Source organism: Priestia sp. BR_2 (assembly GCF_041954005.1).
Lineage (GTDB): Bacteria > Bacillota > Bacilli > Paenibacillales > Paenibacillaceae > Paenibacillus_AQ > Paenibacillus_AQ lautus_A.
Genome location: NZ_JAVFHM010000192.1, coordinates 26,221 through 47,396, shown reverse-complemented (window position 1 = coordinate 47,396; position 21,176 = coordinate 26,221). Strand labels below are relative to the sequence as shown.

At 46.9% G+C, this 21,176-nt stretch carries 22 protein-coding genes; all 22 read right to left on the bottom strand.

The window, feature by feature from the left end:
• Window positions 1–15: 15 nt before the first annotated feature.
• The 22 genes from RB298_RS13020 to RB298_RS12915 all read right to left on the bottom strand — a co-directional run bounded on the left by RB298_RS13020 (window position 16) and on the right by RB298_RS12915 (window position 21,145).
• Window positions 16–333, bottom strand: a complete 318-nt coding sequence (locus RB298_RS13020) for a hypothetical protein (protein ID WP_486047279.1) — start codon at window positions 331–333, stop codon at window positions 16–18.
• Window positions 330–716, bottom strand: a complete 387-nt coding sequence (fliS, locus tag RB298_RS13015; protein WP_486047278.1) for a flagellar export chaperone FliS — start codon at window positions 714–716, stop codon at window positions 330–332. Before fliS ends, RB298_RS13020 begins: the two co-directional genes overlap by 4 nt.
• Before the next feature lie 28 nt (window positions 717–744).
• Window positions 745–2,184: a flagellar filament capping protein FliD gene (fliD, locus tag RB298_RS13010; RefSeq protein ID WP_486047277.1), complete on the bottom strand. Its 1,440-nt coding sequence runs from the start codon at window positions 2,182–2,184 to the stop codon at window positions 745–747.
• A gap of 14 nt (window positions 2,185–2,198) precedes the next feature.
• Window positions 2,199–2,549, bottom strand: a complete 351-nt coding sequence (locus RB298_RS13005; RefSeq protein ID WP_486047276.1) for a flagellar protein FlaG — start codon at window positions 2,547–2,549, stop codon at window positions 2,199–2,201.
• 81 nt (window positions 2,550–2,630) lie between these two features.
• Window positions 2,631–3,476 carry a flagellin N-terminal helical domain-containing protein gene (locus RB298_RS13000; RefSeq protein ID WP_486047275.1) on the bottom strand — a complete coding sequence of 282 codons (846 nt, stop codon included), beginning with the start codon at window positions 3,474–3,476 and terminating at the stop codon, window positions 2,631–2,633.
• Between the two features lie 160 nt (window positions 3,477–3,636).
• A complete protein-coding gene (csrA, locus tag RB298_RS12995; RefSeq protein ID WP_216534489.1) occupies window positions 3,637–3,873 on the bottom strand; it encodes a carbon storage regulator CsrA in 237 nt (78 codons plus the stop codon).
• Complete coding sequence (gene fliW, locus RB298_RS12990; protein ID WP_486047274.1) at window positions 3,851–4,315, bottom strand: flagellar assembly protein FliW; 465 nt, start codon at window positions 4,313–4,315, stop codon at window positions 3,851–3,853. The genes csrA and fliW overlap by 23 nt, the downstream gene beginning before the upstream one ends.
• A gap of 68 nt (window positions 4,316–4,383) precedes the next feature.
• Window positions 4,384–4,956, bottom strand: a complete 573-nt coding sequence (locus tag RB298_RS12985) for a DUF6470 family protein (RefSeq protein ID WP_452519032.1) — start codon at window positions 4,954–4,956, stop codon at window positions 4,384–4,386.
• Window positions 4,957–4,970: 14 nt separating this feature from the next.
• Entirely contained in the window at window positions 4,971–5,864 is an 894-nt protein-coding gene (gene flgL, locus RB298_RS12980) for a flagellar hook-associated protein FlgL (RefSeq protein WP_452519030.1), read from the bottom strand.
• 12 nt (window positions 5,865–5,876) lie between these two features.
• The gene (gene flgK / locus RB298_RS12975) at window positions 5,877–7,448 is read right to left on the bottom strand and encodes a flagellar hook-associated protein FlgK (protein WP_486047273.1); all 1,572 of its coding nucleotides are present in this window, start codon (window positions 7,446–7,448) and stop codon (window positions 5,877–5,879) included.
• Between the two features lie 18 nt (window positions 7,449–7,466).
• Window positions 7,467–7,967: a flagellar protein FlgN gene (locus tag RB298_RS12970; protein ID WP_119846169.1), complete on the bottom strand. Its 501-nt coding sequence runs from the start codon at window positions 7,965–7,967 to the stop codon at window positions 7,467–7,469.
• Window positions 7,964–8,260: a flagellar biosynthesis anti-sigma factor FlgM gene (gene flgM / locus RB298_RS12965; protein WP_015737724.1), complete on the bottom strand. Its 297-nt coding sequence runs from the start codon at window positions 8,258–8,260 to the stop codon at window positions 7,964–7,966. The genes RB298_RS12970 and flgM overlap by 4 nt, the downstream gene beginning before the upstream one ends.
• Before the next feature lie 87 nt (window positions 8,261–8,347).
• Window positions 8,348–8,758: a TIGR03826 family flagellar region protein gene (locus RB298_RS12960; RefSeq protein WP_009594229.1), complete on the bottom strand. Its 411-nt coding sequence runs from the start codon at window positions 8,756–8,758 to the stop codon at window positions 8,348–8,350.
• Between the two features lie 113 nt (window positions 8,759–8,871).
• Window positions 8,872–9,495 carry a ComF family protein gene (locus RB298_RS12955; protein ID WP_486047272.1) on the bottom strand — a complete coding sequence of 208 codons (624 nt, stop codon included), beginning with the start codon at window positions 9,493–9,495 and terminating at the stop codon, window positions 8,872–8,874.
• 790 nt (window positions 9,496–10,285) lie between these two features.
• Entirely contained in the window at window positions 10,286–12,187 is a 1,902-nt protein-coding gene (locus RB298_RS12950) for a helicase-related protein (RefSeq protein ID WP_486047271.1), read from the bottom strand.
• 578 nt (window positions 12,188–12,765) lie between these two features.
• Window positions 12,766–13,188: a hypothetical protein gene (locus RB298_RS12945; protein ID WP_015737728.1), complete on the bottom strand. Its 423-nt coding sequence runs from the start codon at window positions 13,186–13,188 to the stop codon at window positions 12,766–12,768.
• Window positions 13,189–13,653: 465 nt separating this feature from the next.
• A complete protein-coding gene (locus RB298_RS12940) occupies window positions 13,654–14,376 on the bottom strand; it encodes a response regulator (RefSeq protein WP_009594205.1) in 723 nt (240 codons plus the stop codon).
• 4 nt (window positions 14,377–14,380) lie between these two features.
• Window positions 14,381–15,535, bottom strand: coding sequence for a sensor histidine kinase (locus RB298_RS12935; protein ID WP_009594214.1), 1,155 nt, complete (start codon window positions 15,533–15,535; stop codon window positions 14,381–14,383).
• Between the two features lie 45 nt (window positions 15,536–15,580).
• Entirely contained in the window at window positions 15,581–18,283 is a 2,703-nt protein-coding gene (locus tag RB298_RS12930) for a stalk domain-containing protein (protein ID WP_486047270.1), read from the bottom strand.
• Between the two features lie 450 nt (window positions 18,284–18,733).
• Complete coding sequence (metK, locus tag RB298_RS12925) at window positions 18,734–19,939, bottom strand: methionine adenosyltransferase (protein ID WP_486047269.1); 1,206 nt, start codon at window positions 19,937–19,939, stop codon at window positions 18,734–18,736.
• Window positions 19,940–20,165: 226 nt separating this feature from the next.
• The gene (locus tag RB298_RS12920) at window positions 20,166–20,453 is read right to left on the bottom strand and encodes an alpha/beta-type small acid-soluble spore protein (RefSeq protein ID WP_486047268.1); all 288 of its coding nucleotides are present in this window, start codon (window positions 20,451–20,453) and stop codon (window positions 20,166–20,168) included.
• Window positions 20,454–20,641: 188 nt separating this feature from the next.
• Entirely contained in the window at window positions 20,642–21,145 is a 504-nt protein-coding gene (locus tag RB298_RS12915) for a hypothetical protein (RefSeq protein ID WP_486047267.1), read from the bottom strand.
• Window positions 21,146–21,176: the final 31 nt, after the last annotated feature.

Below are 21,176 nucleotides of genomic sequence, written 5' to 3'. Positions count from 1 at the left end.
CTCCTTTATTCTGTCCTAACCCTTACGGTCAATATAAAAAGCTTCAACTTTATTCATTGAATTATAATTCATGTTTCTGATACGATTCATTTCTAGCATTTTCCCCCCCACTATCACCTTCAATTTATCGTTCAATTGCAGAACTTCCGAACAGTGTCTCTTCCAGGAATTTGAGTCCTCAAAAGCCTCTGTATCGGCCGTGTACAATAATTGAAAAAGATGATCAATTCTCTCTGAATCAATTAAATATGAACTTGCAGAAAAGTTGATAATATGTTTTTCACACAAATTTTTGATCTGCAGTAATATTTCTTCAGCCTGCTTCTGGGTCATTGGTCATTTCCACTCTTTACAATTTGTAATGCCTGTTTCCATGTGCCTACCATATCTCTCGAAAATTCAATGACTTCTTCTAAGGGTTCTATATTCTTATGGATGATAAAGTCGTTCAATCTTCTCAAATAATAATTATATAATTGGTACAACTGTTGTGAAATTTCATATTCCATATTGAGGGTAACTAGAAGTTCCTGAAGGATATCACGAGAACGCTGAACATTTTGTTTGCTCTCCTCGATATTCCCACCCTCAAACTGATGCCTCGACAAATTAAGTCTTCGGTACAATTCTTCATACAATATAAGGGTCAGTTCCCCCGGACTCGCAGTCTCTACTCTCACCTTTTGATACTGAAGTTGGTAATTCTGCATCATCATAGTTATTCTCCTCAATATAAAACGTATGTTAACCCAATTGTTGTGATAGCCAGGACCCTTGATTGTTCAACTTTTGAATCGCCTTTTCCATTGCAACAAACTGCTTATAGTACCGATCTTCAACTTTTTCCAATCGATCCTCTGTTGTTTTAATCTTTGAATTGAGATCTCTTATAAGATTTCCATAGTAGCTGTTATCAACAAGTTCACTGTTAGTACCACTGCCAATTTTTTTTATGATTTTGCTGCTCTGAGTCTTAAGTGCTTCATATATGCGATCCGCAAAACCTGTTTGTGCGAGACGTTCACTTGGTTTTGATTTATCAGCTGTAGGAGCTTGAGTAAATAAATTGATAACATCATCTGGGTGGTCATTAATTGCCTGTTCCAGTTTAGCTTCATCTACCTTCAACTTACCCAGTTCCTTAATTCCACCGTCCATAAAAGACTTAAAACTAATTCCGATATCACTCAATGAATTAAATACCCCTGAGGTCGTCAATTCTTTAGAAAGATTATTTCGAAGAGTATTCATTGTTTCTTCAAGAATACTTTCATTTCTTAGAAGACCACTTTTAGCTTTGCTCTCCCACAGTTCGATCTGCTTATCTGTCATCGATTCTTTTTCTTCATCGGTCAATGGTTTAAACGTCCGAAAAACCGACTCTGATGATTTTTCACGCAAGCTATCAATGGTTGTATTGTATAAATTCACAAACTCCATGATTTGATTTTTAACAGAAGTAGTTTCCTTGGATACACCTACAGTTACTGGTCCTGTGGAGACCCCTTTCAACTTCAGGGAAACCCCGTCTAATTCAAGACTGTTATTGGCTATACTAACCGTCTTGCCGTTTACGAGAACTTCTGCGTTGTCACCATTCGTTGTACCAGCAGTTAATCCCAATTGGCCAACATTACCACCTAGAGTAATTTCCGACTTTCCTCCTACCGTGGACGAAACCAAAGAAATTCGATTGTTAACCGCATCAAAACTTGCACGAATTCCAAGACCAAGCTTATTGATCTCATCCACCACATTCTGTGGTGTTTTTCCATCCAGGGTTACAGGTTTGCTGTTTGTTCCATCCGATAGAGTGACAGTTCCTGATGGAAACGTAGGGACTGTGATTTCACTTCCAATCACTGTAGCAGATGTTGCCAGTTGATTGACTTGAATACTGTAAGAAGACTCCTTCGCTCCAGTTTTCATAGTAGCTTCAACAACTGATGAATTACTTGAATTTGCACTAAGCTTTGAAAAATTTGTAGCAAACCTTAATTTATCTACAGCGTTAGTTAATTTCGACAACATCATATTTACTTCACGATACTGGTCTCTTGTCCAAATCGCCGTTTGTTTCTGTTGGTGCAACTTTTGAGATGGAAGTTTTTCGGCCTTCATAAGGTCCGAAACAATTTTATCAATATCCATTCCTGAAGCCATACCGCTAATTTTGATTGTCATTTCCCTGTCACCTCCTATATTTTACGATCCGTAAAAATACCAGCGATTTCACATAAATTGTAAACCAAATCAACCAGTTTTTCTGGGGGTATCTCTTTTATAACCTCTTGGGTTTGAGATTTCACAATCTTGACCATTAATTGATTTGTTTCTTTGTGAAATGTTACCTTCAATTCCGTACTGAGGTCTTCTAGAGTTTTATTAGCTTTTTCCACCAATTCCTCGTGTCTTCCATCAAGGGCTGAAAACAGCGGGTAATCTTGTTGTTGTCGCGGTTTACTCAATGTAGTAGAATCTCCAACTAATGATGGCAACTGTTTCTGCCTAATGAAAGGAAGCTTTGACGAATCATTACTCACTTTCATTCTCACTATTCCCCTCTAAAATTGCCTGATATTATAGAAAAACCGGCCGGATTATCCGGCCGGCCATTAAATATACGATAATTATCTAAGCAGTTGCAAGATACCTTGTGGTTGTTGGTTAGCCTGAGCCAACATTGCAGTAGCAGCTTGAGTGAGAATATTGTTCTTAGTGAAATCACTCATCTCTTTAGCCATATCTACATCACGGATACGGGATTCAGCAGCTTGCAGATTTTCAGCAGTCGTTCCAACATTGTTAATAGTATGCTCCAGACGATTTTGAACAGCACCCAATCCGGAACGAATTTCAGACACCAGATCGATTGCTTTCTGAACTTTAGTCATTTCAAGTTTCGCAGCATCATTCAACTGGTTCGCATCTGTTGTAAGAGTCAAGTCAACCAGAGCCCCAGCTGCGAAAAGTTGTGCCATTTGAGCACCTTTCAGTTCCAGTGTAATTGTGTCGCCTTCATTTGCACCGACTTGGAATTCCAATTCTTTAGCATCTACGGCAGTAGACAACAATTCTCTACCGTTGAATTTGGTTTGAGTAGCAATACTATCAATTTGTTCAGTCAGCTGAGTAATTTCATCTTGGATTTTCTTAGCATCCGAAGTAGTCAACGTTTCGTTAGCTGCTTGAGTGTACAGTTCACCCATACGTTGCAGCATGGAGTGAGTTTCATTCAAAGCACCTTCAGCTACTTGGATCATGGAAATACCATCCAAAGCATTGCGGTTAGCTTGTTCCAAACCACGAATTTGGTTACGCATTTTTTCAGAAATTGCCAAACCAGCAGCATCATCAGCAGCACGGTTAATACGGTAACCGGAAGAAAGCTTCTCCAAGTTCTTTGCAGAACTATTATTGTTGAAAGTCAACTGACGCTGAGTGTTGTAAGAGCTGATATTGTGGTTAATACGCATGATAAAATTCCTCCTTGGAATGTGTTGGTGATTAGCATCCTTGCTTCACCCAATTTGTGATCGAGACATGGCATGCGGCCGTCACTACCAAGCCTTTCGACCCATAATATAGTTATCGGCTTGATATTATTTTTGTTTATAGCAAACTAATATTTTTATTTTATTTTTTTCGAGCCGAAGTAACACTTTGGAGAATCGAGTGAACATCGTCATTAATTTCTACGGCCTCTTTATTTTGACGTTGTATTGCATCATAAATTTCTTCTCTGTAAATCGTAACATTAGAAGGTGCTTCCAAACCGATTCTAACCTGATCACCGCTGACTTCGATTACAGAAAGAACAATATTATCGTTGATAATAATTTTCTGTCCTTTACTTCTCGATAGGATCAACATGCTCACTCTCTCCTTTCCCCTCAACTACAAGTGAGTGTCGAGTGGAATATCTCCTATTATCTAAAACGACTTGTGCCGCCAGATAATTTTGTTCGTTCATTAAGAGCGGAGCCTTAAGATTACATGTTATATCGTTTGCAGATCGTACCGTAACAATAACTCTGACACTAACATCTTGATCATTTTCAATCCCTAAAACATCAATCCAATGGGAATCAAGTTGAAATTCATAATCGGAAAAAAATATAAATGGATCTACGATAACAAATGTCAAATCTTCATCTTCAATAGATTGAAGATATTCAAACGCTCCTGACTCTTCTTGAAATAGTATATACTTTGATAAGTTTGAGAAACCTAATATCGGACTGATAAACGTTATAATCTGTTTCTCATTATCGATTAACTTTATCTCACCAAATCTTTTTGTGTTTACGATCATTTTATTACCTCCTAGTTCAAAAATAGCAATAGCTATAATGAACTTTAGTTCATTATAGCTATGAATCGCTACACAACTGCGTCGAGTTGTTGTCCTGATACCGACAAGAATATGAAATTCTGGCTAATTAGATATGGATTTACCTTACCAGGATAATAATCTATCACTGGTCTGTGAACTTCTGGTTGGAATGTCACTCCTCCTGGAATATAATTCATTTGGATTTGTCCTGGAGTATAAGTAATATCAACATTATCATATCCCGGCTCACCAGCAATCTCGATTGGCCGTTCTTTAAACACATTCTGTCGAGCAATATCAGCAAATACATTGCCATTTTCATGTATAGCCATCATCCGGTCTCCATTTTGCGCTATCTCGGCTATGTTTTGCATAGAAATTTGCAAAGAGGCTTGTGCAATTCGATCTGTAACCTCCTCAAATCGGGCTTTGCCTAAAGCAGACCAAGCTTTACGAGAGTCAATCTCAAGCTTCCCCTTCACACTTTCGATCTCGATTGAAACATGCTTCTGACTCATATTCAATGAAGGTCTTGGTTGTTCTATGCTTTGCTGGCCTCTTGTCGTCTGCAGGCCCAACTTTGAATATCCTTGTTGGATTTGAATCTGAGGAAACTGCATTTATACCCCCCGTCTCATCTTAAAAAATCAAGTAGACTTGGTCGTATTATACGTGCCATTGTATCCAAAGAAGCCTGATATATACTTTCAGAGGTTTTTAAGTCAATGATTACTTTTGAAATGTCTGCATCCTCCACCTTAGACTGAAGATCCATATAATTTATATTCAAATCTCCAAGGCGGCTTAGTGTGAATTCCAATCGATTTTGTTTACCACCCATTTCAGATTGGGCTGTAATTACTGTCTCCAAATTATTTTGGAGGGAGGGAATAGCCTTCTGAATTTCTGTAGTATCGTTTGCTAACAACGCCTTTTTAAAGTTATCTACTACTGCATATATACCGGTTGCATCCCCATAAGCACCAAAAACTTGCTCTCCTAATGTGTTTACTGATACGGTAATCCCAGCACCAACCTGATATTTAACCTCACCTTGATCCAAAGTATAGGCCGTTTGTGACGGATCATCTGGGAATGGTTTTTGATCAATTCGATCACCATTAAAAATATACTTCCCCTTAAATTGGGAGTTACCGAGAGAAACAAGCTGTTCATACAATTGTTCTACTTCCTCGGCAATATTTTTACGTGCATCGGCTGGTACAGTATCAGTTCCACCTTGGACAGCGAGATCAGCCAATCGTTGTATAATCTGCGTTGTCTCTGTTAGAACCGTATCTCCATATTTCAACCACGAATCCGCATCCTCCGCGTTTTGCTCAAACTGCGTCGTCGCAGTAATCTGACCACGGTACTGGAGTGCACTAGCTACTCCCACCGGATCGTCGGAAGGACGGTTAATCCGGCGTTGGGTCATCATTTGCTCCTGGTATTTGTCCAGTCTGCGGTAGTTGCCTTGCAGGCCGCTCATCATGGAGCTAGTCATCATGGATTGGGTTATGCGCATGATTTATTCCTCCTATCTGCCGACAACGCCGGTACCGTTAATTAATTTGTCCAACATCTCATCAATGGTAGTGACCACACGAGATGATGCGCTGTAAGCATGCTGGAAGCGAATGAGGTCCGACATTTCTTCATCAAGCGATACACTGCTAATCGATAGGCGGAGTGTATCTGCATGCTCAACCAGCAACGTGCCGTTCTCCACCATCTTGATGGCGTTACTGCTGTCCGTACCCAATTTGGATATGACGGACTGCAGGTATCCTTCAAAGTTTGTTATGTCCGTTACCGCGCCGTTGCTGTTGTTCGGATTGAAACTAAACGTCCGCTCCGACAACCCCGCGATCAGAAGTGCCATGCCGCCGTTACCTTTGAGAACGACCTCAGAGGTTGTTCCATCCGGATTCGTCTTCATTTCGGTCCTCAGCGAGGCACCAATGTTCTTCAGATCAGATTGGATCGTCTGGCTTAATCTCATATTCCCAGCCGTAATTGGCCCGCCGTTTGCAGAGACAAAGAAATCGCCGCCGGTTGTGGCCGGCTCATTGAGGGTATAGCCTAACTTATGTAGTCCGTTAAGGCCATCAACCGTATGCTTAGTATCCTCGGCGAGTTTACGTGGGTTATTCGCATCCATAACCGCATTCGGTATGTTGACACCTGGTGGAAGAATCGTTCCAGCCGGCAGGGTCACTTCCACTTTACCGGTAGCCAGTGTATTGGCCATAATGTTCAACTGGGTGATATACCCTTGAACATGCACATCACGGGAGGTCACATAACCAGCAATCTCCCCGCCAGTCAATGCGCCCGCAATCGCGTTTGTAATCGGGGTAAACGTCATATCATCAACCACGACCTGGTTACCAAACGTCACTTGATAAACGTCACCGGTCTCCGTGACATTGACGTTTCCGAGCAATGATAGCTGATCAACGAGCAAATCCCGCTTATCGCGCAAATCGTTTGCGTTATCGCCAAGACCCTCGATGCGTTTTATGCTTTGCGTCAATTCAGCCACTTGCTCAATATAATTATTAGCTTCCGCTACCTTAGTGTCGATGCGGGACGTCAAGTTATTACTGAGCGTATCTAATTGGGAGTAAATATGGTTAAACGTCTCCGTCAAAGCAATCGCTTTCTGCTGAACCGCCATCCGGGCGGACAAATCGGTGTCGCTTGGATTCTTGCTCAGCGTCTGCCAAGCCGTCCAAAACTCCGCAATGCTCGCGCTCAAACTGCTGTCCGAAGGCTCGTTAAAAATCCCCTCAATATTTGAAAGCGTCTCTTGCTGAACGCTCCATGTCGACAAATTCGTGTTCTGATTGCGGTATTCGATATCCAGCAGGAAGTCCCGAACCCGCTGAATACTCGCCGCTTCTACGCCCATCCCGAGCTGACCAGCCGCTTGAGAGCGCTGCAATCCCGGAAAAGCGATCGGGTTAGCTGCAACCAGGCGGGTTGTCTGGCGGGAATATCCCGGCGTATTCGCGTTCGTAACGTTATGACCAGCTGTGTTAAGTGCAGCTTGCTGGGCGATCAAGCCCCTCTTTCCGATTTCGAGCAAATGAAATGTGGATCTCATCTACATTTTCCTTTCTGCTTATGCCCTGGTATCAAACATGCTTCGGCCTTTGCCCGCCGGATTCTGATGTTGCGGATGCTGGTAAAGCATATCATCCTCCGGACGGCTGACTAATAAATTCAGACTATAATCTATGAATGCCAGAGACTGCTCAATCAGTTCCCGGTTCATGGCATTCAGTTCTTTGAGCTCCATAAGCCTGTCCATCAATTGCTGCTGCACATCCTGCAGCTCTGTTTTTTCATCCGGGTTAAATACAAGACGAGTCATTTCAGTAACCGTCAGCTGAAGCTGGGAGCGGATGCCCTTCTCACGCAAAAAATCATCTGCGGCACCTTGACGCAGCGCTTCCGTTTCCGCCACCTGCTTCAGCAGGCGGTTCTCCTTGGTCATGACCGCTGTAAGACGTTCCACATCATTATCCAGAATGGCTTGCCTTTTATCTTTCCCTGCCTCTATGAGCTGCTGATGCAGCTCATCCTGACGCTTCATATATTCGATTATGGATCTAGCACTCACTTGGACTCACCTGATTTATTGTAGGATTGAAAATACGGGAGTAATTTGTCTGCCAAACGATCAACCGGCACTTCATATGTGCCGTTGGTTACAGCTTCCTTCAAACGCTGAATTTTCTCCGCGCGTTCCGGATCCTGTACTTTACTCTGTGCACTCAGTTCCATCGCCTCCGGGGAGATTGATACTTCATCCTTGCGGCGTTTCTTCTTATCGATATGCTGCATCTCCCGAGATTCAATATTCCGTTGATACGAATTGATGCCGTTCACACGTCCCGATTCGTTAATCTTCACGCCCTATTCACCTCACTTAAAATAAAAGACCGATAAGCTTTACTAAGTTTATCGGCCGGATATGAAACATTGTTAATAGTTCAAAAGTTAGTATTTGCGCAGTTTATCGACTGCACTATAAGTCTCTCTGTCTTTGCGGGACCCAGGCTGATGTTCCTGGTCGCCAGCAGCCGCCTGCCTTAGCTCCCTCGTTAATCGGGTCCGGCAGGACTCGCACATATTGCTCTCGCGAATCAACGTTCCGCACACTTCGCAAGGATATGCCAGGTTCGGCGCGTTCGCAATCGAGATTCGGCCTTCCTTGATAAACTTGGTAATCTGCCGCACGGATACTTCCGTAGCCTCAGATACCTCATGGATGGTTGCGCCTTTTTGCTCACGCAGGAAGGTTGCGCATTTCTCGTATTCCTTCTCAATCACTTTCATGCATTCAGGACACATTTCCCGAATATTCACCGTATATAACTTGCCGCACCGAGGGCAATTCCCCAAATTCATGCTCAACAACCTCCATGCCACATAGAACCTTTGATACCCCTAGATTACATTATCTGAGGGCTTACGTCTATCATTCGAAAGGAGAATCCACATATTTTTCCTATTTCGGTTGTTTATGAGCGGGCCCAGGTTAAACTATAAATCTCGATAGGCATTTCCAAGAAGGATTCGTATCCTCGCAAAACCTGCGCGCAAGCGTTAATCGTACTGCCAGTGGTATAGATATCATCGACGAGTAATATACGAAGAGGCCCCATGTTCGGTAATATCTCCTCTGGAGAACCGGTATTCGCTGCGCCCCGCTTACTTATAGACCACAACACTTCGGATGCTTGCTGTAACGCGCCAAAAACACCCACCATATCCTTTAGCCGGTCCACCCGGCTCTTAAAACTCTGTTTATCCGTGTGACGGTTACGTTCCAGCAGCGGAACATAAGGAGTTTTAATGCTAGCGGCAAGCCCCATAGCCAGCACTTCCGCTTGATTGAACCCCCTCTCCCGCAGCCTTTCCTGGCTAACCGGGACCGAAGTGACGGCATGTATGCTCCAAGGCACACTACGAGCGTTTCTCAAACGAGGATCAAACATACGGACGTTCGTCTCTCGATGGAACATCGTATAGGCTCGCAGCATCATCTCGACCAAAAGAGGTGCGTACCGCTCATTCCCCCTATATTTATACTGGGCCAGCCACTCCCTCATCTGCGCGTCATAGGTTACCGCACTCCGATTCAAAACAAAGCTCCGATCGTTCACGCCTAATCGAGTACAGTCAGGACAACCGATTCCCCGCCCGCATCGCAAGCATCGGGGTTTGAAAATCCATGGGATCTGCCGATAACAGGCATGGCATATCCCCTGAAGTTCCTGGTTACATGAGCCTATTTTTCCGCAAGTGAGGCAGATCTCGTCCATCGGTTTTAGCAAGCGATGCATGTGCCCGAAGAGTTGGCTTAAGACGTTGGATATCAAAGACGCACCTTCCTTTCTTGGTTAGATTGAAAAAAGAATGCCGCTCTGCGGATAAAAGACTACAGAGTGAACAGTGCGTTCATATCGCCACTGCAGCCGCTGATATAACCTTTTATTTCGCTTATATTGAATGAGTTACATGATTCGGGATTAATATTTACTTGCGCTTTGGCCACCGAACTCTCGATTCGGATGAAACCGCAGTTACTAAATCCCCCATGCACAGGAGCTGTTGAAGCTCTCGATCCATTACCATGTCCCTAGCAGACATCTCGGTCATCTATTATCCCGTTATGTAAGGATGGTTTGGAATTATAGGAATCTGAGAACTATGAGAAGCACTGGGGATCTAAGGGGATCTAAGGGAATCTAAGAAATCCAATAGACTATAAGAGTCTATGGAAGGCTACGAGTATCCATGAGAGACGAGAATGTATGGGAGCTAAAAGTATCTATGTGAATCTATTAGATTCCATAAGGTACCCATGAGATTAACATCAGGAGGACGAGAACTATAATTAACGCCCACACGCTTACTCCCCAGTCACCCCTCCTATTTACCCGTCAACTCTTGAACTGTTCGTAAATACCCGCCCTTACCAGCGATTCGGTTCATCGCCTTGATTTGCCGAACAGCCGAGCTTTGGCATCTCGTCCATTGCGGTGCAGCAAACACTACACGTCCTGCTGGATCATCCTTGGATCGGCCCGCACGTCCTGCCATCTGTATCAAGGCCGCTTCATCAAATAGCTCGCTATCTGCATCCAAAATAAAAACATCACTCTTGGGAACCGTTACCCCACGTTCAAGAATGGTTGTTGTCACCAGCAAGCGAATCTCGCGGTTTCGGAAGGACACCACTTTGCCCGCCCGCTCCGGGTCGATGGATGAAGTCCCTTCAATCGGCATATGGGCAATCGCCTCGCGGAGCAGTTCCAGAATAGGATCAATATGCTTGATCCGGGAAACGAACAGGAACACCTGAGCTCCACGTCTCAGAGAGGCACTCAGGCTGCGAACCAGGAGTGGGGGAAGCTTTTTTTCTTGTAGGCAGCGGCTCACCGCAAACATTTTCAGTTTATGAGGAACGGGTAACGGATGACCATGGAAGCGTGCGGGAACTTTCGCATGTGGCAATCGGCCAGCCGCTGCTTCGCGCTGTAGAGGCGTTGGCGGGGTAGCTGACAGATAGATATATTTCCCCCCCGGTTTGCAAGCACCCTTGGCCGCGTAATCCAGCATCGGATCGTTATGATAGGGAAAGGCATCAATCTCGTCGATCACGACCAGATCAAAAGCTCCCCTGAATCGCAGCAGCTGATGCGTCGTTGCCAGCGTGATGCTCCCCCGCTTCCAACGCTCCGGACTTCCGCCATATAACGTGACCACCGTCTCTTGGGGAAATGCCTTGGATAACCGAGGTGCCAACTCCAGCACCACGTCCCGTCTTGGCGCTGCGACCAAGACGCGCCCGCCTGCATCCAGAATGGACTGCAGCAGCGGAAAGATCATTTCGGTCTTTCCGGCACCGGTCACCGCCCAGATGAGAAACCGGGCGGCGGACCCCGCGGAGCCCCCTGCGGGCGGCTCCGCCAAAAACCGCAGCGCAGCGCCAGCGGCGGCGCTCTGCGCTGCGCTAAGCCCCCACTGGCCCAAGGCCGCGGTGGGGGAGCCCCCGGCCGTGCCCCGCACGGCCGACCCTGCTGTGCCATGCAGCAGCAGGGCACAAGCGCGGCTGCGCCCCATCGCGAGGCAGGCCTCGCAATAGGCGCAAGCCGCCGAGCCGCACGCGGCGCATGCCGTGCGGCTCTTGGCCTCGCTGCCGCAGCGCCGGCAGCGTAAGGCCATGGCCCGGCGGCGGAGCCAGCCGGGCCCTCTGCGCGGGGCGGGCTGTGCCAGCCCCGCTTCCAAGCGCAGGCGGCCCAGCAGGACGCCGAGCTGGGCCGCAGCGCGCCAGTCGCCGGTGCCCACGGCGACCTCCCCCAACAATGCTTCGACCTCGCCAGCAAGCAAGGCTCGTCCTGCCATGCACTCGATCAGCAGCTCTGCCTGCTGCACCAGTGCATCCCAGCCCACTAGCACGGCTCCCTTTTCGATCAAGGAACTTAGATAGGCCCCATCCATCACTTGGATTTCCTGCAGCAATACGCTCCATTTCGACCTGCTGCTCTCCGGCTCCTGCAGTAAAAACGGATTTAATGCCTGGTACATAAATCTCTGCCAATCCGACTTCACCCATCGATCCATGTCTGGAATCGGCTGAAATCTCGCTTGGATTTCAACGGCCCATCCCAGTGGTACTCGAGAGGATAACAGTACCACTAACGGTACACTATCCCTTTCAATCACCCGCCCCTTTCTTCCATACCACCATTGAAGGTCCACCCTCATATCCAGCGAGAGATAGCAATTCCATTCTTCTGCTTCTCGAATGGCATAAATGGCAATCTGCATGACATCAACTCCAATATTGAGACGTATAAACAGCTCAAAAGATCATATATAGGTACTGAAACTTGGTAGTTCACACCATGCTTCAGTTGCTTTTCAGATCGTTTCATAAAAAATATGGTCATCTAATACCAGTCGGGGAAGCATTATATGAAGATTCGATAGAGCTCCGTGAATAACGAATTATTTGGGCTTCTTTCTCAAATACCTATCTTCCTCATCTTCAACAACTCAAACCCTTTAGCCGATCCTGCTAATAGAAGTTAGAATCTCAAGCCATAGTTTGAGTTAGTTCCAAATCAATATAAAGCACGATCGTCCTTATCTAACTGCAGTGACTTCCATTTCCTATTTGTTTCTCTCCTCAACGCTCAGATCACCCAAACCAAAACATCTCCATTGCACAACGCCATTTGTCGAATACTGTCATTGCTACGATTTATAAGCATCTGATCCCTACATCTTCCACCCCAATACGCCAATAAACGCAAAAAGCACACCCCTCGCTATACGCTCGGAGTGTGCTTCACGCCTTCAACAATATGAGTATCATCCCGGGAACCAAAACAACTTGCCGATGTTTATCCCTGTACATATGGAATCTGAACAGCCTCCATCGGGTTTCTCAGATCGACCCGTATGACTTCGTCTTCATTCGGATCGACATCCGTTTCTTGTGATGCCGGATCACCGGATCTCCAAGTCCCGTATACCAGTTCAATTCCGGACAAATGAGTCAATCTCTTGACAATCTTTAACGTATCATCATACGACTGGTCATCAAGGACGGTGACGCGCACGCGCGTCCCGCTCAGCAGGGCATACCAGGAAAGGGCTCTCAAATACCATTCCACCTGCCGCTCATGGTTGGACGTGATCAGCACATAATGTCTGCGCCGCCCCGTGCCTTCACTAGCTCTTCGGAGATGACGGGCATGCACGATATGAACCAGAGCAACAGCGATCCCGTACACCGCGAGTATCCACAGCAATTGGGCAACCATGAGACTCACCTCCTTCTCTTATCAACAATATATGCTGACCAGGAAAGGACGGTGACAGTTATGTAACCGGTGCCCACACGGAACTTGTCGGGAACGGCTTATTTGCCAGAAATACATCTACCGTAATTACTTCACAGTCACTAGACCGCAGTTAAGCGGTTGTTTTCTTGCAATATCCGTATTCCCCCTGCTTCGGTGCTAGTACGAGATGATATCTTAACAAAAGCACCTATCGAGGTTTACTTCACAGAGCCAGATCGCTGTTAGCGGATGTTTTCTTGCGATATCGAGAAAGCCCTAGCACTTTCATCAAAAATAGGCAGCGGTATAAGCAGTTGTTTATTATGTAGCTTGTTACCGAAAAGAGTTAAGCCATGCTGTACCCCCCAATGATCATAACAAAAAGGAACCGCCCTTGGCAGTTCCCTCCCTATGTAAGACGCGTCCGTGCATTCGGATCGGCGATTACAACGTCACCCAGCCATATTTGATCGAGTTGATAACCGCTTGCGTACGGTCGTCCACTTCCATCTTCTGCAGGATGCTGCTGACGTGGTTTTTTACAGTTTTTTCACTAATGAACAGGTATTCCCCAATCATCTTGTTGCTCTTGCCTTCGGCCATTAGTCTAAGCACTTCCGCTTCGCGCCTTGTCAATGGGTTGTTCTCGCCTGCCACAAACTTGACTCCAGCTTCACGCGAACCGCTCTCCGCCATCGCGCCTGCTTCGTTTACATACGTCATCCGGCGGAGCTGGTGGATCAGCTTGCCCGTTACTTTCGGATGGATAAATGCATATCCTTCATGTACCGAACGAATCGCATTAATCAGTGACTCGGCTTCCATATCCTTCAGGAGGTAACCGTTCGCTCCCTTACGGAGCGTTTCAAACACATAACTTTCGTCGTCATGAATCGACAGAATAATAACTTTGATCTCAGGAAACATTTCACGTAATTTCTCGGTCGCTTGAACGCCGTTTTCGGTCGGCATGTTGATGTCCATCAGCACGATATCCGGCTTCACTTCGTTGCAAAACTCAAGCACTTGAATGCCGTCGCCGCATTCGCCGATCACGTCAATGTCGTCCTCCATATTCAGTATGCGTTTCAGACCCTCCCTAAACAGCTGGTGGTCATCCGCTAATAATACTTTGATAATCGTGTTCTCTTTCTCCAAATGTTCCATCCGATTACTCCTTTCTCTTTTCTACGTTCGTCGGGATATGAATCACGATCTTGGTTCCTTGATTCTCGGCTGAATCGATCTCCATTCTCCCTTCGAGCAGCTCAACCCTCTCCCGCATGCCAATTAACCCAAAGTGGTCCTTGCTTTTCTGCTCCAGCAAATCGACATTGAATCCCAGGCCATTGTCCTGTACCACGATTTTGACCAATTGCGCCTGGTAGGTGATTTCAACAAGCACATAAGTCGGGTAAGCATGTTTTGCAGCATTCGAAAGTGCTTCCTGCACCAACCGGTAGATGGCCGCCTCCATCGCAGAAGAGAGACGATGCTCTTTCCCCCGTGTCTCGAAGATCGTGCGGATTTTCGATTTCTCTTCATAATCATGCACATATTTACGCAGTGTGGGGATTAATCCTAGATCATCGAGTGCCATTGGACGCAGATTGAAGATGACTTTTCGCATTTCCTCCAGGCTCGAACGCACCTGGCCCTTCAAATCTACTATTTCGTCCTGCACCATCTTAAATTCCTGCTTTGCAAGCATTCTTTCTACAATTTCCGTCCTAAGAACCAGATTCGCCAGCAATTGCGCAGGTCCATCATGAATCTCTCTGGATATGCGTTTCCGTTCTTCTTCCTGCGCCAGAATAATTTTGAGTCCAATGACCTGTCTGTTCTTCGCAGATTCGATGATTCGGGATACCTGGCCCAGCTCGCCGGACAAGTATTCCAACACTACGCCCATCTGAGATCCGATCGATTCTGCGCGCTCCACCGAGTTCTCGACATTGCGAACCCGCTTTTGCAGCTCATCTCGTCTAGCCTTCAGATACATTTCCTTCTCCCGGTAGATCATGAGGTCAAGCTGAAGCTGCGTTGCTTTCTCATACGCCTGCTTGATGTCCTCTTCCTTGTACCGGACGAAATCCCGGCTGACCTCGGTCAGCCGGATCCGGGAACGGCGGTAGTTCAGCTCCAGCTGATCCACCTTCTCTAAGGTTTCCGTCGTTTCTTTTAATGTCCGCTGCAGTTCATGATTGAGAGACGCGAGCTCCTGCCGCGACGCCTCCAATATTTCGAACATTTGGTATTTGCTGTCCTCCATCACTTTGATGGCATTTTTTATGACACGGTCGATGGCATCGGCTTGATAATCCACGCACTCTACTCCATTTCTAACGTTTCATATACATATCATACCATATCATGATTCGATCGTAACGGTCTTCGTGTTCTTGTCCCATTTTACTTTAAGGCCTAATTGCTCGGAAACGAGACGAAGAGGGACCAAAGTCCTACCGCCTTGAACCATAGGTGCCACAGCCGCCGAACTGCGTTTACCGTTGAGGATGAATTCCTTTTTTCCTACCGTCAATTCCATGAGCATGCCGCCTCTCAGAACGCCTACCCGCTGCGCGGATTGGTTCCAGGTCGCTTGCCCGCCGAAGGCGTCGAGCACATGCTTAATCGGAACATAGGTCGTTCCGTTTTTCAGGATTGGCGCGGAATCGATTGCCACTTTCGAACCATTCAGCATGAGCGATTTTTGCCCAATGGTCATGACCGCTTTACCGGTTGGAAGTCCTTCATTTCCTGACAGGGACGGCATCGTGAAGCGAATATCGTCAAAAGACACGGCCCCAGTCAATGCACGCTCGTCCTGGCCCTCTTCCACGTTCACGACATACAGCCGCTTCATCTGAGCCGGGAACGCAATGTTATATCCGCTCAAATCGATGCTCAGCGTCTTCCAGCCGCTCCAATCAATCGCCTTAGCCAGATCGACATACACGGTTTTTCCGTTATTGTCCTTGAGCTCGGCACGCAGCCAGTTCAGGCTGTTATCTCCCTCCACGTCAATCGTCATCGACGTTGCCTGTGCAGGAATCGTTTTGCCTGTCGTGCCATTCAGCTCGGCATAAGCGTACATTTTTTGTCCCAGCCCGCCTGTCATATCATAGGTTAGGTTCAAGACTTTGGAGGTTGCCCTTGTTCCGCTGCCATTTTGGATCGCTGCCGTCCCGGTAACTGCAGGCACGTTGGTCGTGAACTTCACCGGGTAATTTACATTTTCGAAGTTCTCCCACGTGCTCTCGCCTGCTGCCGACAAAATAACGACTGTGCTAAATCCGTCATAACGTGCGATGGCATAACCGACTTTTGTATTGCTGTTCACGGAGGATACGGTCAGGCGGCCGTCTTTGACACTGCCTTTGAATCCGATAAACTCCCATTTCAGCGCGCTGCTCGGAACCTCCAAGCTTTGGCCGTTGCTCGTTACGGCGGTTACCGGTACGGAAACGCTCGTTCCAGCCTGCAGCGGTGCACTGGAAACGCCTGTAGTCAGGGCAACGAGATCATCCGCACCCAGCACCTTGACTTGCATCGTCGCTTTGGTGCTGCCGCTTACCGCCGTCAGTGTCGATGTGCCCGGCTTCGTTGCTTTTATGCTTTGGCCGTTAACCGCAAGGTTGCCATTGCTGGCTTTCCAGGTCGGTTTAATCGAGCCAGCCTCAATTGGATTATAGTAAGTATCATAGCCTTTGAGTTGATATGTTCCAATTTGTCCGATCAGCAGTGCGTTGCTGCCGCTTACCTTCAAGCCCTTCAAGCTGCCTTTAGGTGCCGTCGAGAACACGCCGAGTGCATTAACGATGCTTCGCTGCGTCGTTCCGTATTCCGTGTTGAAGGTCAGCTGGGTATTCATCTCGGCTAATGGTCGGTTGACCATCGTTGTCGATCCGCCGCCGTCGAGGTTCATTCCCTTCCATACGCCAACCTTCGTCATGAAATCCTGTAGCTGCTGCAGCGTCATGCCTTTGCTGTTATCGTTGCTCTCCGTGGCGATCAGGTATGCGTAACGTCCGTCTTTGGAGTAACCCACCGCCGTACGCGCACGATTGCCTCCCAGATCATTCACGTTTCTTGAAAAGGACGTCGCTTTGCCGTTATCCACCAGGATCGTATGGCCGCCAATCATCATCTGCAGATTCGTAGGATCCAGCTTTTGACCGGTCTTTTTCGATACGAGCGCATAATCCGCTTCTAACCTCTGGCCTACGGCCAGGTTGTTCTTCACGAACTCGGCTGCTGCGCCATGCGTACGAAGAATGTAGCTTCCTTCCGGAACTGCCGTAGGTATTCCAGCCATCACCGAAATATCCGTAATGACTCCGTCGGTCACCATCACTTCGGTCGGTGTGCTAGAGCTGTTTTTCGGACGCTCGAGAGCCTTCCATGCACTTGTGTATATATAAGCTGCGTTCACATGGCTATAGTTCGATCCGGTTCCCTCCGGCGTGTATGCGGTTTTGTTCATGCCTGCCAGCGGGAATGTGGTTCCGTTCTCAGCGGTAATGCTTCCCGAAAAAGCAAATTCGTCCAGGATCGGCTTTCCGTCATTCGTTACGGCAAAAGCATACATGCCTTTAAGATCCGAAGGCGACGACATCAAAAGACCATTCGAGACCTGAGCGCCCATCGGGGCTCCTTCTCTGCCGGTGTTAAAGAAATCCCCGTTGATCGCTGCTACTGCACCGTTTTCCTTCGCCATCCCGCCCGTGCTTTGTCTTGTTGTAAATTGATTGCCTTGCCCTGTCATGACATCCAGCTTCACATATTTGTTGTTGAGATCCACCCGGATGACATTCGCCAGCGATTTCGCGCCGGCACTGTTGGTATACTGATACTTCATCAAAACCGCGCCGGACGTAATGATTTCCTCACCCAGCTTCTTCGCTGATGTGGTTGCCGCGTATGCTACCGGGGAAGTTGATAGATTTCCTATCACCGGTATTCCGCTGCTCAGCACAGGGCCCACCCAGATGACCCCGGCCAATGTGATAATCAACCATTTCTTGCCCACGCCTGATTTTGCAGACTTCAGTGTTTTCCCCTGACTTACCATGTAATCGTAACTCTCCCATCTCTCGTTCAACACGGATGCCGAACATATAAAGTCTCTATTTAATAGACTTCATTTTTGAGGAAAAGTTACGAATTTGTTATAAAAAAAACACTTTCGCGTATCGTACACCAAGTCTTAGCAAAATTGTAGCGGCATTTTTTAGTAGCCTATGTAAATCAATCCTATGTTACTATATTTTCATCTAAAAGTAACTAGTTTGTCATAAAGTATATTCCTTTATTACCATTTATTAATCAAAAATAGCCAATACCTACACTAGGCATCGGCTTTATAATTATTGCATTTTTGTCATAAATCCTAATTCGTCTCCAGTTTCATCACTACATCTCGAACGGATTTATAGCACAAAAAGGCATGTGCCTTTTTTCAAAAGAAAAATGGAATGGCACATGCCTAAACTTTATATCCGGAACATATCCTAAAATTACCTTAGTTTGCGCCAGCTTGTTCTTTCAGCGCTTCGGCTTTGTCTACGCGTTCCCAAGGCAGATCCAGGTCGGTACGTCCAAAATGTCCGTACGCCGCCGTTTGCTTGTAGATCGGACGACGAAGATCTAGCATGCGGATGATTCCAGCCGGCCGCAGGTCAAAGTTGTTGCGCACAAGCTCAACCAGCTTCTCTTCGCTCACTTTACCTGTACCATATGTGTCGACACTGATCGACACTGGGTTAGCGACACCGATGGCGTAAGCCAATTGGATTTCGCACTTGTCCGCGAGTCCTGCGGCAACCAGGTTTTTAGCCACGTAGCGCGCCGCGTAAGCAGCGGAACGGTCGACTTTTGTAGGATCCTTACCGGCGAATGCACCGCCGCCATGACGAGCGTAGCCGCCATAGGTGTCCACGATGATTTTGCGGCCAGTCAGACCAGCATCGCCTTGAGGACCACCGATGACGAAACGGCCGGTAGGGTTGATGAAGTATTTAGTTTCTGCGTCCAGCAATTCAGCCGGTACGACAGGAAGAATGACTTGTTCTTTAATATCCTTTTGAATTTGCTCCAGTGTTGCTTCTTCGGCATGTTGAGTCGATACCACGATCGTATCCACGCGAACCGGCGTATTGCCGTCATACTCGATCGTCACCTGAGTTTTACCGTCCGGACGCAGGTAATCCAGCGTACCGTCTTTACGAACCTCGGACAAACGACGAGCGATGCGGTGAGACAATGCAATTGGAAGAGGCATCAATTCTGGCGTCTCGTTGGTTGCAAAACCAAACATCAGACCTTGATCACCAGCACCAATGTTCTCGGTTTCCTTGTCCACTTGGGAAGGATCACGATTCTCCAGTGCAGCGTTTACCCCCTGTGCAATATCGGCCGATTGCTCATTCAGCGATGTCAACACCGCGCATGTATTGGAATCAAAACCGTATTTTGCACGGGTATACCCGATTTCCTTCACGGTATTGCGTACGATGGATGGAATATCCACGTATTCAGATTTAGTGCTAATTTCACCAATGACCAAAACAAGACCAGTCGCAACGGAAACTTCACAAGCTACGCGTGCGTTCGGATCGTTAGCCAAAAAAGCATCGAGTACCGCATCAGAAATCTGGTCACAGATTTTATCCGGGTGTCCTTCAGTTACGGACTCAGATGTAAATAAACGTCGCCCTGTTAAAGACATGAGATCAACCTCCCATATGAATAGTATGTGATATATCAAGAGGTCCTACACAAAAAATGAACCTTTTCCGACAGGAAAAGGTTTGAAATGTACAATCCTCAACATGCATATTAACTTATTTGTTACCAGGTGTCAATCCAGTTAGTGAGCTGTTTTTCAAGGATTTTCTTGGGTTTTTCAATCGGATGTTAATCAAGAATAAGTTCCGTCTTATATCGAAAAATGACTACAGTCTGCCGAAAAGGCTTTGCTCGGCGTTCTGAACCAAACGCTTCGTGATCTCTCCGCCAACGGATCCGTTCTCGCGGGATGTCAGATGCCCCCATCCAGCGCGACGGCTGGAGGAACCTCCTCCGATGGCTCCAAGCTCTGAACCGAATTCCGTATCCGCTCCATTCGAGCTGCTGCCATATCCCACCGGCAATCCAAACTCTGCTGCGATTTCGTATTTCATTTGCTTCAGCATTTCACGACTCTCCGGAACCACTTGACGATTACGACTGCTGCGTGCCATGAAAATACACCTCCTGTATTGGTTTTTACAGAAGTTATTATTTGTCGAGAACACAGCGTCAACACGTATAAAACGTTGTCTTAACTGGCAATAATTATAAGAGGATGATACCCACCGAAAGTTATACGTAATGCCACTCAGTGGAAGAGGCAATATTATCAGGAGGCTCCCCCCCCTAATTGCTGACACTATTTAATGGTGTAACCGCCGCGCACCATGACAATTAGATTGCTTGTCTGGCCTTCTTTCACCTGGATACCGCGACCTTCGCGTGGGAAGGAAAGCAGATGGTTCTTAGGCGCCGTTTCGCCGTTTAACAGGTCTTTGCCATCGGTAAGATCCGCAACACCGCTAGCGACTTCTGTGTAGATCATAGCGTTGCCTGAACGCACGATGAACTCCGTTCCTGCGTCGGCGATTAGAATCTTGCCTGGCTTCAGTGCAACGTTCTTGACTTCATCGGCACCTTGGGATGGTTGTGTAGTATTGGTTGGGTTGGTATTCCCTCCACCACCGCCATTCAGTGCTTGCTGGATTTGTTGGTCTACGTAGCTTTTGGTGACAACTGGGTCATCGGTGGTGCCTGGGGTGGTGCCTGCGCCGTCGGCGGGGGCGTTGAGGATGGAGCCGATTGCAATTGATACTGTTACAACTATACCCGAAATCATTATACGCCCATATTTCTTTTTCATTAGTATCACCCACTCTTATTTATAATGATAA

Coding starts and splice junctions, on each gene's coding strand:
- fliS (WP_486047278.1), bottom strand. CDS start 716: ATGATGATGCAGAATTACCAACTTCAGTATCAAAAGGTGAGAGTAGAG.
- RB298_RS12985 (WP_452519032.1), bottom strand. CDS start 4,956: ATGCAGTTTCCTCAGATTCAAATCCAACAAGGATATTCAAAGTTGGGC.
- metK (WP_486047269.1), bottom strand. CDS start 19,939: ATGTCTTTAACAGGGCGACGTTTATTTACATCTGAGTCCGTAACTGAA.
- RB298_RS13005 (WP_486047276.1), bottom strand. CDS start 2,549: ATGAAAGTGAGTAATGATTCGTCAAAGCTTCCTTTCATTAGGCAGAAA.
- RB298_RS12945 (WP_015737728.1), bottom strand. CDS start 13,188: ATGGTTGCCCAATTGCTGTGGATACTCGCGGTGTACGGGATCGCTGTT.
- RB298_RS12960 (WP_009594229.1), bottom strand. CDS start 8,758: ATGAATTTGGGGAATTGCCCTCGGTGCGGCAAGTTATATACGGTGAAT.
- RB298_RS13020 (WP_486047279.1), bottom strand. CDS start 333: ATGACCCAGAAGCAGGCTGAAGAAATATTACTGCAGATCAAAAATTTG.
- RB298_RS12920 (WP_486047268.1), bottom strand. CDS start 20,453: ATGGCACGCAGCAGTCGTAATCGTCAAGTGGTTCCGGAGAGTCGTGAA.
- flgK (WP_486047273.1), bottom strand. CDS start 7,448: ATGAGATCCACATTTCATTTGCTCGAAATCGGAAAGAGGGGCTTGATC.
- fliW (WP_486047274.1), bottom strand. CDS start 4,315: ATGATCGTAAACACAAAAAGATTTGGTGAGATAAAGTTAATCGATAAT.
- fliD (WP_486047277.1), bottom strand. CDS start 2,184: ATGACAATCAAAATTAGCGGTATGGCTTCAGGAATGGATATTGATAAA.
- RB298_RS12930 (WP_486047270.1), bottom strand. CDS start 18,283: ATGGTAAGTCAGGGGAAAACACTGAAGTCTGCAAAATCAGGCGTGGGC.
- flgL (WP_452519030.1), bottom strand. CDS start 5,864: ATGCGCATAACCCAATCCATGATGACTAGCTCCATGATGAGCGGCCTG.
- RB298_RS12950 (WP_486047271.1), bottom strand. CDS start 12,187: ATGCAGATTGCCATTTATGCCATTCGAGAAGCAGAAGAATGGAATTGC.
- csrA (WP_216534489.1), bottom strand. CDS start 3,873: ATGTTGATCCTATCGAGAAGTAAAGGACAGAAAATTATTATCAACGAT.
- RB298_RS12940 (WP_009594205.1), bottom strand. CDS start 14,376: ATGGAACATTTGGAGAAAGAGAACACGATTATCAAAGTATTATTAGCG.
- RB298_RS12915 (WP_486047267.1), bottom strand. CDS start 21,145: ATGAAAAAGAAATATGGGCGTATAATGATTTCGGGTATAGTTGTAACA.
- RB298_RS13000 (WP_486047275.1), bottom strand. CDS start 3,476: ATGCGTATTAACCACAATATCAGCTCTTACAACACTCAGCGTCAGTTG.